The sequence below is a fragment of the Streptomyces sp. CA-106110 genome (assembly GCF_050936285.1).
Taxonomy (GTDB): Bacteria; Actinomycetota; Actinomycetes; order Streptomycetales; family Streptomycetaceae; genus Streptomyces.
This window is the reverse complement of the sequence record NZ_JBNJNB010000001.1, coordinates 11,920,316-11,933,311: the sequence shown is the minus strand read 5'-3', so window position 1 is coordinate 11,933,311 and position 12,996 is coordinate 11,920,316. Positions and strand designations below refer to the sequence as shown.

The window sequence follows — 12,996 nt, the reverse complement described above, 5'->3', positions numbered from 1 at the left end:
CAAGTCCCTCTCAGGGAGCGCTGGTTCAGGCATAGCCGGGGAAGCTAGCAGGACCCCGCCTGACCTGCCACTTTTTCCTCACTAGTTCAGTCAACTCACCGGGCCTGCCACTTCGCGCACTACCCCGACCCCGACGAAGCACCGACAGTGTGCTCGCGCACCCATGGGGGCGTTGGTAGCGCCGACCACCTGTACCTCAAGACCGCGACGACCGCGTGGCTACGGGAGCAGGGGCGCGGCGCGCACTTCCACTTCGCCCGGCACGAAGGCGCGCCGGGCGGGTCCGTGGTCGACATCGACGTCGACGGCGGCATGCAACTGCGAGTCCACATCAACGGCGAGGTCCCGGTGCGCTGGGACCCCACCGGACGAACCGAGACGATCCTCGGGCCGGGGGTAGAGGTGGAGTACGAGACGCTGGCCCGCCGCCGGTACGTCAACCGGGTCCGGTTCTACAGCGACGGCCCGTGCCGCCGGATCCAGATCGGCACCGAGGCGCTGGGCCGGGGCACCGAGTGGTCCGCGCTCGAGAACTGCACGATGACCCCGGACGGGCTGGTGACGCCGGTCGTCGCCGAGCTGCGGCGCCGCTGGGAGCGACTCACCTCGCCTCGCCCGGCAGCCGAGGCGCCGGGCACGAGCCATACGACCGCAGGTACCGCCCCCGCAGCGGCAGCCGCCAGCCCTGCGGTCTCGGACGCAGGACCGAGGGAGGTCCACCGCCTGGTGCTCCGGCTGGGCAGCGCGCAGCGCGCCGTAGGTGGCCGTCTGGGGCAGCTCTGGCCTGGTGCTCCGGATTAACCCGCCCTCGAGACTGCGCGATCGGACGCTGTGCGCCTCAGACGCCTCGAAGCGTAGCAACGGTCTTCCCGGTGCGTTCGCGCAGCAGGACGCGCAGGGTGTTGGGGTGTTCGTAGCCGACCTTGCGGGAGATGGTTTCCACGGACATGTCCGTGGTGCGCAGCAGGTGGGATGCCCGTTCGATGCGCAGGTCCTGAATGAAGCGGATGGGTGAGGTCCCCAGGGTGCGCTGGACGGAGCGCTGGAGTGTGCGTTCGCTGACGCCGATGGACTGGGCGGCGTGGGGAATGCTGATTGGCTCGGCAAGGCGATCGCGGGCCCAGCGTTCGAAGGCCGCGACGGTGGGATCGCTCTGCGCCAGTGCGCTGGGGATGGTGTACGCCGACTGTGACGGGCGCTCGTCTATGACCAGGTAACGGGCCACCAGGTCGGCCAGCGCGGGGCTGCCCGCGCGGACGATCGCCAGGGCCAGATCGACGTGCCCGAAGGCGGCGCCCGCGGTGGTGATGCCGTCCGAGGTGACGACCATGTGGCTCTCTTCGACCTGGACTTTGGGATATCTGGCCCGGAAGGCCGGCGCCAGCCACCAGGTCGTCGTCGCGCGCTGGCCGTCCAGGATCCCCGCCTCGGCCAGTAGGAAGGTGCCGGCGCACGCCGAGGCTATCGTCGTGCCGCGCTCGCGGGTGCGGGCGATCAGGTCGCGGACCGGGAGTGATTGGTCCCCGGCGACGTAGTCGAGCAGCTCCGCGGGTCCTTGTGCGCCCGGGGCGGGAACGATCAGCAGGTTCGCCGCCTCCGCGTGCGCGAGAGGCTTGGTGTCCACGAGGTGCCCGGCTCTGGTGCGCACCTGGGGTTGTGGTCCGACCGTCGCGACGTTCCAGGTGGGTGGATCGGAGATCTGCGCACCAATCGCGTTGGCGTTGTCCAGCACGTCGAGGATGGCCGCGAGCCCGGAGTCGAACACGCCGTCATAGACAAGAACCGCTACATCCATGACGGGAACCGTATCATCCGCGTCGTTTCTGCCACTGATGTAGGACCCGACCGGCCACGTACGTTCTGGGCATGCCGGAAATCCGGCAGATCCTGACGCAAGGAGTGACCGCGATGAAGATCGGTTTGCTGGTGCGGATCGAGGCCAAACCCGAGTACGCCGACGAGGTTGAGGCGGCTCTGCGCGGCGCGCAGGGGTTGGCCGAGCAGGAGCAGGGCACGGTGACGTGGTTCGCGTTCCGCCAGGACGCCACCACCTTCGGGGTGTTCGACACGTTCAACGACGAGCAGGGCCGTCAGGCGCACTTGGAAGGTCAGATCGCTGCCGCGCTTGGGGACATCGCGGGGACCAAGCTCAGCGCGGCACCCGTCATTGCTCCGGTGGACGTGCTGGGCGCCAAGGTCTCCTGAACAGCCGTCGCTCACAACATCTGATCACAGGAAGCAGTTAAGGCCGAACAGCGGCCGCAGATCAGCGGCCGGGGATTGAACCCGGCCCCGAAAATACAGTAGGAGCTCGACATGGTTGACATGAATCTTGAGGTCAACATCATCCCTGTGTCCGACGTCGATCGGTCCAAGCAGTTCTACGACAGCCTGGGCTGGAGGTTCGACGAGGACGCTGCCCCGGCGGACGGTGTTCGCATCGTCCAGTTCACGCCCCCGGGCTCCGGGTGCTCGATCACCTTCGGCCAGGGCCTTACGGCGGCCACGCCCGGATCGCTGCAGGGAGCACTGATCGTCGCCGACATCGAAGCGGCCCACAAGGAGCTCGTCGACCGCGGCGTCGAGGCGAGTGACGTATGGCATGGCGCCCCGTTCCCTGCCGAGGCGCGGCTCGAGGGCCGTCACCCCGAGCGCGCCAGTTACGGGTCGTTCTTCTCCTTCGCCGATCCCGATGGCAACACGTGGATAGTCCAGGAAGTCACGACTCGCCTCCCCGGCCGCATCTGATGCAGCATTCGTGTCCAAGGGGGGCCTGCCAAGTGCGATCGCGAGCTGGCAGTATGGGAGGAACGTGCACCGGCTGGTGAACCGCTAGAAGCGTCGGGGCTGCTAGTACTCCACCAGTACTTTGACGATTTCCCTGCTCAGGGGCGGTTTGGGTGAGTGCATTGGGCTGATAGCCGGCCCGTGTTCTCTTTCCCGGGCCGCCCCTCGATCGTGTGCAGCCGCCGCTGATAGTGGCAGCGGCGTGCGACGGCTTGGCGTCGTCAGCGCCCAGTGGGACCATCTCAGCGCGCGTGCGCCGATGAGGCACTGGTGGGTGCGTGGGATGAGGTGAGTAGCCAGTTGCCTGCGCCCTTCTGCCACGGGGGGCACGAGGCAGGAACCGTTTCTGGCCTCCTTTTGCTGCGGCGTCGGCGGCCCTGACCGCCAGGAACGCATGCGCCGATGTGGCCAGGGCGATGTGCCGCATCCAACCGGTGTAGCGGCGGACTTCGTACCGATCAAGGCCACACTCGTTCTTCGCGGCCTGGAAGGCACCTTCGATGGCCCAACGCCTCCCGGCGACGCGAACCAGGTGCTCGCCGGTGGCGCCCAGCGGCGCGTGGGCGACGTAGTAGGCGATCTGATCAGGCTTGCGGATGCCGCGGCGTGCCAGTGCCCACCACTGGTGGAAGGGCATCTCAGCGTCGACGTTCTCGAGGGACGTGATCCGCAGGGCGACCCAGTGGTAGACGCGGGCCCTTCGTCGCCGCACGCATGTCTCTCCCCCACTTCGTCGGGGCCGGGAGAAGAGGTGATCGATGCGTCCGCAATGTTGGACTTGTTGGGGCTTGGGAGCCGCGAGCACATGCCCGTGGCCAGTCTCCTCCAGCATGCGGCACAGCCGCCGCTCCTGGCCGTAGGCGGCACCCGCGGTCACCCAGGCGATCGGCAGCGGCGAGGCGATCGCCCGCAGCACCATGGCCGCGGCCAGCTCGCACACAAGACCAACGGCGCGTTCGCGACGGCCAGCGCACCCACGGTTCCTGCCGTCGTCTTCTGCACCACAATGCGACCGGTTAGTGCTCTGACCGCATAGGTTCGCCGGGTCGTCGGTAGGCCGCGGTGGTTCCACTGCCAACAGGAGGCCTTGTAGCCACGGAGGAGAACGTGTTTTCGGGTCTAACCTGACTGTGTGACGCAGCGATTGAGCACGGTGGTGCTGATGTGCGGTCTTCCGGGAGCAGGCAAGACCACCTATGCGATGGAGTTGGTGCGACGCGGTTTCGCTCGGCTGTCGATCGACGAGGTGGTCTGGCAACGACTCGGGCAACGCGACGCCGGCCTGGTGCTGGGGGTTGAGGCGTTTGACCAGCTCAAGGAAGAGGTCCGCTGCCAGCAGCGGCAGGAACTGGTCGAACTGATGCTGGCCGGGCGCGACGTGGTGGTGGACTACAGCTTCTGGAGTCGCGCCGCCCGCGACGACTACAAGGCGCTGGTTGAAAGCCACGGCTGCCGCTGGGAACTGGTCCACCTCAAGGCCGACCGGACGACACTGGAACGTCGCCTCGAAGTGCGGAACAGCGAAGCAGGCGCCAACTCCGTCACCGTGGATAAGACGCTGTTCAACCGGTACCTGGCCAACTTCGAGGAACCGAACGGAGAGGGTCAGCAGGTCGTCATGCAATCCTCGACTTGAGGATCTGAAGCCCTTCGGCGGGGAGGGGACGCCCGCCCCAGCGGGGGCCCTTCTCACTGACAGCCGGGCCATGACGATGGCTTTCCCGGGGTATTGGGGAGGAGCGCCCACCGTGTTCCGCGGCAAGGTTTTGGCCTCAGGTCTTGAGTCAGGTCCGAGAGTCAGCGCAGGTGCTTGATGACCTCGGCGAACGTGGCCATGTGCGGCTCCAGGACGCTGATGTAGCTGAGGCCGAACTCCTCGCGGTACCGCAGCAGCCGGTCCGCGATCTCACGCGGCGAGCCGAGCAGCACGCCGGGCAACTGGGTGAGCTGGGCGTCGTCGAAGCCGCTGGCCTGGCGGATGATCGCGAGGTCGACCTTCTCCGCGCTCTCGCCCACCGCCGCGACGAATAGGTTCAGCTCGACGTCGTCGAAGCGGTCGCCAGCGGCCTCCCGCAGCACCTGAACGCGGCGGGCGAGCGCATCCTCCGGGGCGACACCCGCCATCACCCCGGCCATGATGGAGAAGCTGAAGATGTCGGCCTCGCGGCCGGCGAGAGCCAGCATGCGGTCGCCGGCGCCACCCAGCATGATCGGCGGCACGGGGGTGTCGGCTTCCGCGGCGAGCAGCGTACGCGTCGCCGCCAGGGTCGCCTCCAGTTTCCGCAGTCGCTGCCCTCCGGTGCAGAATGGCACGCCCACGGCCTCGAACTCGGCCGGGACGTAACCGGCACCGAGCCCCAGTTCGAGGCGTCCGTCGGTGAGGCGGTACACGTCGGCGACATCCCGGGCCAGGTATGCGGGGCTGAGAATGGCGGCATTGAGCACGAACGTACCCAGTCGGATGCTCGTCACGTCGGCCGCGGCCACCACCGCCGGGAACGGCGCGGCCATGCCGAGGTGGTCGGGTACTTGAAGCACGTCGTACCCGAGGTCCTCGACCTGACGCACGCGGGCGCGCCAGGCCGACCGGGAGCCGACGTTGAACAGACTGACCCCGAAACGGAACGGGTGATTGGTCATGACAGCCCTTCGTGTTGATGAGTGGGTGAGCCAATGCGGCCCTGGGCGTAAGCTGAACAGCCCGCCGAGTACTCGGATTTGGGCTCCTGGCGAATAGCAATAGCAATAGCAATAGCAATAGCAAACTGCGAGCGGGATACCAGCCTGCGCGTTTCACTTGCGGCGGCGAGCGAATCTTGAGCGGGAAGTGAAACTGCCTTCCGACACGTTCTTCTCTATCGGACATCCCGTCACCGAGCCGGTCCGCCCGCGCGATCCGTGCTCTGCCTGAGCCCGTCTGGCACCCCGCGCTGGAACAGGCGGCTCCCTGCGCGTAGGGCCGAGGTCGCCGAACTGACCGGCCTGGTCGGCTTTCTGGCCACCCCGGTGGGCACACGGATCATCGTGCGACGCGAGTGCCCTCTGTTCGCCCTAGCGAGGCATGGGCCACCAGGTCTTCCTCACGCCCCTAGGTCCAGGGCTCCCTGCAACCAAGCATGGCTGGAGCTGTCCCGGACAGCCCTGGACCTACTCGCCTGGACACGCATCCTGCTGCTGGAGGGCGAACTGGCTATTGCAGAGCCGAAGGAGCTCCGCTACCAACTCCCGTACGCCGCCGCCCTCATCACCCGTCTGCGCATCGCCCATGAGGACACGCACTCGTCAGCGCCTTCGCCCGTCTCGCCGTCCTCCCACGACCGGCCACCTGACCTGTGGTGCCGCCTTCCAGCCGTATCCCACAAGTGGCGCCTTGCGGGTCAGTGACCTGCGCTCATGCCGCCGTCGACGTGAAGGATCTCGCCGGTGACAAACGGCGCGTTCTCCAGGTAGATCACTGCATCGACGATGTCGCCGGGCTCACCCATCCTGCCGACCGGATGCAGACCGGCGAGGACCTCATGAGCTTCCTCGGCGTGCATGGGAGTCTTGATCAGGCCCGGTGAGACTGCGTTGGTGCGGATACCGCGGGTGGCGTACTCGATGGCGAGGGCCTTGGTGGCCGATTGCAGACCACCCTTGGTCAGCGAGGCGAGAACGGAGGTGACGTTGGAGTCAGCGTTGTCGACCAGGCTGGTTGTGACGTTGACGATATGCCCGGCGCCCTGGACGAGCATCTGCTCGATCGCCAGCTGCGTGATGCGGAAGAAACCCGCCAGGTTCACACCGGTCACGGATGCGTAGTCGTCCTGGGTGTAGTCCGTGAAGGACTTGGCGATGAATACGCCTGCGTTGTTGATCAGGGTGTCGATACGGCCGAACCGCTCGAGGCCGCTGGCGATGACACGTTCGGCGGTGGCGGGGTCGGCGATGTCACCCCGCACGGTCAGGACACCCGCGTCGTGGGAGGGGTCGATCCCGCGTGAGGTGGCGACGACCGCGTATCCGATCTTGCGATAGGCCTCGACGAGGGCGGCACCGATGCCCCGCGAGGCGCCGGTTATGACTGCGACCTTCTGGTTCTGAGAACTCATGGTGATCTTCTCTCTTGTCAGATGAGGGCTTCTCGGCCGGTAAACCGGCAGGCTTTTAAATTGAGATGAGACGAATGAATGGACTGAGTACCGTCCCGGCCAAACGGGGTGCCCCGTCTCCCGACTCGAATCCAGAATCAACCTTGCTGCGCGCGAGGTATTCGGTCGGTGCCTTTCCGGCGGTGGGCTGGAAGTCAGCGATGCCGGCAAAGATCGGACCTAGCTACGAATGTCGGCACATCCTGCAGCATGTGGACGGCAACCGATACAAGTCACGCATCCTCGCGCCTGCGGACGGATTGCGGTATCGGGCGGCGCTCCGTAGTCCTGCACTTAGTTCGCGAACCGGTCGACACCGAACTGTTCCAGAAAGCTGGCGCTCACGTCGCAAGCGAGCCGAATGCAGAGTCGAATCCGTCGACCGTCGGAATGACTGACTAGCCGAATCCGTCATGTCGGGTGCGGTGATGCTACAAGTTTCGGCGAGTTCGGGGATCAGGTTCCGGGACATGAGCGAGCTCTTCGAAAACCCGCGCCTCAGCGCGAGCGCCTATTCCTGCAGGTTCCCTACGCCCGGCGGAAGACGTCCATGCCGCTGACAGTGCTGCTGCGTTGACACACGACACCTCCCACTATAACCTCCTTCATCGATTTGAGCAGTTAGATACAGTCAAGCATGCGAACACTAACTCGTCAACCTCGCCGTGGTGGTTAGATTTCTTGCGACAAGGGTCTTCTGCCGTCTGTTCACACCCCAACTGGCCGTGGAGGGCCGCAGCCACGGGGCGTCCATGGCGCCCGGCGTGGTCTGCGGCATCTTGTGACGGATAGTGGCGTGGTTCCTTAATGCGGCTCAGTCGCGCTGGTAGGCGGCGAGGAGGAAGAGCCAGATCTCGCTGACGGTCGGGAAGCAGGCGATCGCATGCCGCAGCCGCTTGAGCGGGACCTCGCCGACGACCGCGACGGTGGCCGAGTGCAGGAGCTCGCCGACCCCGGGGCCGACGAAGGTGACCCCGAGCAGGATTTCCCGGTCCAGGTCGACGACGATGCGGGCATGGCCCCGGTAGCCGTCGGCGTAGAGGTTGGCGCCCTGGGCGGCATTGAAGTCGAGGTCGACCGTCTTAATCCGGTGGCCGGCGCGGGCCGCCTGCTCGGCGGTCAGGCCCACTGCGCCGGCCTCGGGGTCGGTGAAGAAGACCTGGGGAACGGCGTGCTGGTCGGCGGTGGTGGCGTGGTCTCCCCAGGCGGTGTCGTCCACCGGGCGGCCGACGGCGCGGGCACCGATCGCATCGCCTGCGGTCCGGGCCTGGTACTTGCCCTGGTGGGTGAGCAGAGCACGGTGGTTGACGTCGCCGAGGGCGTACAGCCAGTCGCCGTCGACGCCTTCGACCAGACAGGTGGTGTCCACATCCAGCCAGGAGCCGGGGGTGAGACCGACCGTATCCAGCCCAATGTCGTCGGTGGCCGGGGTCCGGCCGGTGGCGAACATGACCTCGTCGGCCTCGAGTTCGCTGCCGTCGTCGAGGGTGAGCATGACGGGGCCCGTGGGGTCCGGGCGGCGCAGGGCCGACACCTTCACACCGATTCGCACGTCCGCGCCGGCCCCGGTGAGGCTGCGTTCGATCAACTCGCCCGCGAAGGGCTCCATGCGAGGCAGCAGGCGGCGGGCGAGCAGGGTGACCTGGGAGCCGAGACCCTGCCAGAGGGTGGCCATCTCCACCCCGACCCCACCGCCCCCGACGACGACGAGCCGGGCGGGCACAGTGCTGGAGTCGGTGCCATTGCGGTTGGTCCAGGGCCGGGTCTCCTCGATGCCCGGGATATCGGGCAGCGCCGGCCGGCTGCCGGTGGCGATGGCCACCGCGTGCCGGGCGCTGAGGATGTGCTGTGCGCCGTCGTCCCGGGTGACGGTGACCCGGCGGGGACCGTCCAACCTGCCGTGGCCGCGGAGCAGGTCGGCGCCGATGGATTTCACCCACCGGGCCTGGCCGCTGTCGTCCCAGTCGGTGACATAGCGATTGCGGCGGGTGAACACCCCATCGGTGTCGAGCCGGCCGGTCACGGCCTGCCGAGCGCCCTCCACCCGGTTGGCGTCGGCGAGCGCGATGACCGGGCGCAGCAGTGCCTTGCTGGGCACGCAGGCCCAGTAGGAGCACTCGCCGCCCACGAGTTCGCGTTCCACGACGGCTACGGAGAGTCCGGCGGCGCGGGCGCGGTCGGCGACATTCTGGCCGACCGGACCGGCGCCCAGCACGATCACGTCATAGGTGCCGTTTCCCTGGGCTTGCTGTGTTTCGCTCATGGTGTCCTCACATCACGATCGGGCTGATCATTTCGTTCGTTCATGGGATTGCTTGCCGCCGGTCTTCGCCCTGACCTGCGGACGAGGCAGGGGCAGGAAGGCATCGGGAGAGGAGTTGCTGGCCGGCCGTGCGGTCGCCGGCCGGTTAGAGGTCGAGGACGACTTCGGTGGTCGGTTGGCTGCAGCAGATGAGGATGGTGCCGGGCTCGGAGAGTTCGAGGGGTGGGGTGGTGTAGGTGATGTCGCCTGCCACGAGGTGGGTGATGCAGGTGTGGCAGACGCCTGTGCGGCAGGACCAGCGGGTGGGGATGTCGCAGGCTTCCGCGAGATCGAGGAGGGACGCGTGGGCGGGTGACCATGCAGTGGTGATGCCGCTGCGGGCGAAGGTGATGAGGGGGCCCGTGTCCGTGGGGCCGGGTGGTTGGTGCGGCCGGATCGCGGCGGTGAGTGTGAGGCCGGGGTTGATGGCGGGGAGAGCGCTGAACTGTTCCGTATGGATCTGCTCAGGGCGTAGGCCGTGATCGCGCAGGAAGCCACCGAGGTCGTCCATGAAAGCGGGCGGTCCGCAGAGGTAGGCGTCGGCGTCGGTGGGGATACCCAGGGCCATGAGTGATTGGGCGGTCGGGCGGCCCTGGGCGATGTGGAACTCGTCGCGTTGCGGGGTGGTTTCGGCGGTGTAGTAGATGTGCTCGTGGGCGTGGGGAAGTTGCGCCAGAAGGGTGTGGGCCTCGTCCGCGAAAGCGTGGTGGGCGCGGTCGTGGGCGGTATGGATCCACCACACCGGGCGTGGGTCGCGCGTGGCGGCGAGTTGGTGAAGCATGGCCAGGACGGGAGTGGCACCGATCCCCGCGGAGATGAGGACGACCGGGCGGGTGCTTTCTTCGAGCACGAACGTTCCGCGGGGACTGGTGATGTCCACGAGGTCCCCGGGGCGGAGCGTTGCATGGATGTAGCTGCTGACTTGCCCGTGGGGCTCGTCCTTGACGCTGATGCGGTAGGTGGTGGCTGTGGGCATGCAGGACAGGGAGTAGCTGCGCACGGCGGGGGCGGCATCGCTGATCGCGAGGCGGATGGAGAGGTACTGGCCCGGGCGGGCCTCGGGTAGGGGTGTGCCGTCGGTGGTGTCGAGGTAGATCGACGAGACGGTGGGGGTTTCGGGGACGATGCGGGCGACGCGCAGGGTTTTGAAGCCCGGCCATCCCGGTTCTTGTCTGGGCTGCGGGGCGGCGGCCAGTTCGCGGAAGGACTGCTGCCATCCGGGGCTGAGGGCGGGGACGTTCAGGGCTTTGCGTAGCTTCGCGGGGTCGCGGTCGGGGAGGTAGAGCAGTGCGTCAGTGTCGGCGACGCTAAGTTCTTCGGGCCCTTTGCGGGCCAGGGTGATCTCGTCGCCGGCCTGCACGTGTCCCTCGGTGATCACACGGAGGTAGAAGCCAGGGCGGCGGTGGGCAACCAGCAGGGAGGCCATGGCGGGTTCACCCAGCCGCATGCCGACGCGGTAGCAGGTGACACGGGGCTGGGTGACTTCGAATTCGGCTTCACCGATGCGGTACCGGTCGCCGATGCACACCTCGTCGTCGGGCAGTCCGTCGACGGTGAAGTTCTCCCCGAAGCTCCCCAACGTCAGGTCGTCGCGACCGAGCTGCTTCTGCCAGTACTGGTAGGACTGCAACTGGTACACGAGGACGGCACGAATTTCACCGCCGTGCCCGGCCAGGTCTCCTTGACCGTCTCCCTCGATGTTCAGCCGCCGCACCATCCGGGGACCGTCCACAGGGGACTTCCAAGCTCCGGTGTGGACGGTCCTTCCCCGCCAGGACACGTCCTTGGGCATTCCTACATTCAGGGACAGCAGCGTCGCCATTGCGGACCTCCTGCGGGGCGGCCGGCCGGGGCAGCCCTCATGGCGCTGTGACTCTGCGCGCTGGAGCCGATCCTGCGTTCTTGTGCCGGTGCCGCCGCGATTCCGTGATCATGAAGCTATTGGTGCACTCGCTGAGATTCTTCGAAATGGAGGGACCGGCACGGAAGGTGATGTCCATTCGTTTTTCCTGGGCGGATCATTCGTATCGCGCATGCTCGTAAGGTGGCGGCGTACTTCGCGATGCACCAGAATGATCATATGGAGTACATGTTCGAGGTCGTCGTCCTGCCGGTAAGCGACGCCGACCGCTCTTTGGCCTTCTACACCGAGCGTCTGGGCTTCAATCTCGACGTGGACTACGGGCCCAGCCCCGATTTCCGTGTGGTGCAGCTGACGCCTCCCGGCTCCGCCTGCTCGGTGCAGATCGGAGTGGGTCTCACCGACGCCGAACCCGGCTCGGTGAAAGGCCTTTACCTGGTGGTCCCCGACCTTGAAGCTGCACGGGCCGAACTTGCGGAACGCGGCGTCGACGTCAGGGAGATCAAGCACAAGGCGCCTCTCGACACGTGGCAGGGCAGCTTCGAGCCCGGCGTCGACCCGGAGCGCCGCGACTACGCGAGCTTCGCCGAGTTCACCGACCCCGACGGCAACACGTGGACGCTGCAGGAGCGCGGTTTCCGTCCCTCGTGAGCTAAAGCCGTCGCCTCTGGCATCCTGACTTTGACGTTGCTGTAAATTTCCGGGCCTGTGCCCGCTCATTCCGGCTCAGCGGTCCGGCCGTGCGGCCGCTCACGCCTGCAGCCGATCACTAGGAATCAAGCATGGCCACTTTGCGGGCGCTGGAGTGTCTGGTGGCATTGGTCGACGAAGGCTCGGTGACCAAAGCCGCAGGCGTACTGCACATGTCGCAGCCGGCGCTGTCCCATCAGATCGCGGCACTGGAGAGAGAACTGGGCACCCCTGTGGTGGAGCGGCTGGCCCGGGGCATCCGGGTCACGGCTGCGGGCCGAGCTGTCGCCGAGGAAGCACGCGTGGCTCTGGCGGCCTCCTCGCGCGCGGTCCAGGCCGGCCGGCGCGTGGGGGAAGGGCTGGGTGGCCGTCTGCGGATCGCGTGCGCGGAGACAATGACGGCCTGGTTGCTCGTGCCCGTGCTGAGGCATTGGTGCACACGCTGGCCTGAGGTGCAGTTGGACCTCATGGAGTTCAGCAGCGCGGACCGCATGATCGAGCACTTGATGGCCGATGGCACGGACCTGGTCGTGGGGCCCGAGCCGACGGTTACCTCCGCACACGTCGAGGTGCTGGGACGCGAGGAAATGGTGGTCGTCACCTCGCCCGGACACCCATTCGCAGACCGGGAGTCCGTCGCGGTGAAGGAGCTCGTCGGCGAGCCGTTCGTGCACTACGACCCGGAGAACGGTATGAGCGTGTGGGTCGATCAGTTCGTCGCCGCCCGGCAGACCGATCTGACGGTCGTCCTGCGGACCCGCAGCCCGCGGACCGCCGCCCAACTGGCGGGCGCCGGCATGGGAGTGACCATCGTGCCGGTGTCCGCGCTGGCGGGACGGCCCTCGGCTGTCATGCGCCGTCTGGAACCGCGGGTGCACCGTGACATCCTCGCCATCACGATGGCTCCCTCCGACGCGCTGGTCCGCAGGTTCATCGCCGACCTGCGGCGGCGGGGGCTGCCCTCGGTGAACACCGAAGCGCGGGACCAGTTGGGGGTGGTCCTGCCGCGGGAGGGGTGAACCCCGCCGCCCATCAGTAGCCGTGAACGAGCTGATCTGCGCGCGTGCCGACCGTGAACCAGTAGGTGCCGGCCGGCACACCGGCAGCGCTCGCGAGTAGCTTCTGGTGCCCGGGGCTGGGGCATGACAGAGCCGGTCGGGATCCAGCAGAGTCAACGCCGTTCGGCGGAAAGCGCGATCCCGCTCGGGTGGTCGCGTTCAGCGAGG

The 12,996-nt window shown here is 67.2% G+C and carries 11 protein-coding genes and 1 pseudogene; 6 read left to right on the top strand and 6 right to left on the bottom strand.

From position 1 onward, the window contains the following. Positions 1-147: 147 nt before the first annotated feature. Positions 148-801 carry a hypothetical protein gene (locus ACQEXA_RS55340; protein ID WP_432920880.1) on the top strand — a complete coding sequence of 218 codons (654 nt, stop codon included), beginning with the start codon at positions 148-150 and terminating at the stop codon, positions 799-801. 37 nt (positions 802-838) lie between these two features. Here ACQEXA_RS55340 and ACQEXA_RS55335 read toward each other — a convergent pair whose 3' ends face one another. Then, a complete protein-coding gene (locus ACQEXA_RS55335) occupies positions 839-1,795 on the bottom strand; it encodes a GlxA family transcriptional regulator (protein WP_432920883.1) in 957 nt (318 codons plus the stop codon). A 71-nt stretch (positions 1,796-1,866) separates the two neighbouring features. On the opposite strand from ACQEXA_RS55335, the gene ACQEXA_RS55330 reads away from it, so the two are divergent. Both ACQEXA_RS55330 and ACQEXA_RS55325 read left to right on the top strand, forming a co-directional pair. Continuing rightward, complete coding sequence (locus ACQEXA_RS55330) at positions 1,867-2,205, top strand: putative quinol monooxygenase (RefSeq protein ID WP_433133983.1); 339 nt, start codon at positions 1,867-1,869, stop codon at positions 2,203-2,205. 111 nt (positions 2,206-2,316) lie between these two features. Beyond that, positions 2,317-2,748, top strand: coding sequence for a VOC family protein (locus tag ACQEXA_RS55325; protein WP_432920889.1), 432 nt, complete (start codon positions 2,317-2,319; stop codon positions 2,746-2,748). A gap of 966 nt (positions 2,749-3,714) precedes the next feature. Here the strand turns inward: ACQEXA_RS55325 and ACQEXA_RS55320 are convergent. Continuing rightward, positions 3,715-3,807: pseudogene (locus ACQEXA_RS55320) on the bottom strand (2-phosphosulfolactate phosphatase); the annotation flags it as partial. Positions 3,808-3,919: 112 nt separating this feature from the next. Here ACQEXA_RS55320 and ACQEXA_RS55315 point away from each other — a divergent pair. Further along, on the top strand, positions 3,920-4,423 hold the full coding sequence (locus ACQEXA_RS55315; RefSeq protein ID WP_432920892.1) for an AAA family ATPase: 504 nt from the start codon (positions 3,920-3,922) through the stop codon (positions 4,421-4,423). A gap of 161 nt (positions 4,424-4,584) precedes the next feature. Here the strand turns inward: ACQEXA_RS55315 and ACQEXA_RS55310 are convergent, their stop codons facing one another. From ACQEXA_RS55310 to ACQEXA_RS55295, 4 genes are all read right to left on the bottom strand, one after another. Further along, entirely contained in the window at positions 4,585-5,427 is an 843-nt protein-coding gene (locus ACQEXA_RS55310; RefSeq protein WP_433133980.1) for a TIGR03621 family F420-dependent LLM class oxidoreductase, read from the bottom strand. Positions 5,428-6,164: 737 nt separating this feature from the next. Then, positions 6,165-6,878 (bottom strand): SDR family NAD(P)-dependent oxidoreductase, encoded by a 714-nt coding sequence (locus ACQEXA_RS55305; RefSeq protein ID WP_432920899.1) that lies wholly within the window; start codon positions 6,876-6,878, stop codon positions 6,165-6,167. A gap of 853 nt (positions 6,879-7,731) precedes the next feature. Beyond that, the gene (locus tag ACQEXA_RS55300) at positions 7,732-9,180 is read right to left on the bottom strand and encodes a dihydrolipoyl dehydrogenase family protein (RefSeq protein WP_432920905.1); all 1,449 of its coding nucleotides are present in this window, start codon (positions 9,178-9,180) and stop codon (positions 7,732-7,734) included. Between the two features lie 145 nt (positions 9,181-9,325). Then, positions 9,326-11,041 carry an MOSC domain-containing protein gene (locus tag ACQEXA_RS55295; RefSeq protein ID WP_433133978.1) on the bottom strand — a complete coding sequence of 572 codons (1,716 nt, stop codon included), beginning with the start codon at positions 11,039-11,041 and terminating at the stop codon, positions 9,326-9,328. Between the two features lie 258 nt (positions 11,042-11,299). On the opposite strand from ACQEXA_RS55295, the gene ACQEXA_RS55290 reads away from it, so the two are divergent. Both ACQEXA_RS55290 and ACQEXA_RS55285 read left to right on the top strand, forming a co-directional pair. Then, the gene (locus ACQEXA_RS55290) at positions 11,300-11,731 is read left to right on the top strand and encodes a VOC family protein (protein ID WP_433133976.1); all 432 of its coding nucleotides are present in this window, start codon (positions 11,300-11,302) and stop codon (positions 11,729-11,731) included. A gap of 131 nt (positions 11,732-11,862) precedes the next feature. Next, positions 11,863-12,789, top strand: a complete 927-nt coding sequence (locus ACQEXA_RS55285) for a LysR family transcriptional regulator (protein WP_432920914.1) — start codon at positions 11,863-11,865, stop codon at positions 12,787-12,789. The last annotated feature ends 207 nt before the right edge of the window (positions 12,790-12,996 follow it).

Coding starts and splice junctions, on each gene's coding strand:
- ACQEXA_RS55335 (WP_432920883.1), bottom strand. CDS start 1,795: ATGGATGTAGCGGTTCTTGTCTATGACGGCGTGTTCGACTCCGGGCTC.
- ACQEXA_RS55330 (WP_433133983.1), top strand. CDS start 1,867: ATGCCGGAAATCCGGCAGATCCTGACGCAAGGAGTGACCGCGATGAAG.
- ACQEXA_RS55325 (WP_432920889.1), top strand. CDS start 2,317: ATGGTTGACATGAATCTTGAGGTCAACATCATCCCTGTGTCCGACGTC.
- ACQEXA_RS55310 (WP_433133980.1), bottom strand. CDS start 5,427: ATGACCAATCACCCGTTCCGTTTCGGGGTCAGTCTGTTCAACGTCGGC.
- ACQEXA_RS55305 (WP_432920899.1), bottom strand. CDS start 6,878: ATGAGTTCTCAGAACCAGAAGGTCGCAGTCATAACCGGCGCCTCGCGG.
- ACQEXA_RS55300 (WP_432920905.1), bottom strand. CDS start 9,180: ATGAGCGAAACACAGCAAGCCCAGGGAAACGGCACCTATGACGTGATC.
- ACQEXA_RS55295 (WP_433133978.1), bottom strand. CDS start 11,041: ATGGCGACGCTGCTGTCCCTGAATGTAGGAATGCCCAAGGACGTGTCC.
- ACQEXA_RS55290 (WP_433133976.1), top strand. CDS start 11,300: ATGGAGTACATGTTCGAGGTCGTCGTCCTGCCGGTAAGCGACGCCGAC.
- ACQEXA_RS55285 (WP_432920914.1), top strand. CDS start 11,863: ATGGCCACTTTGCGGGCGCTGGAGTGTCTGGTGGCATTGGTCGACGAA.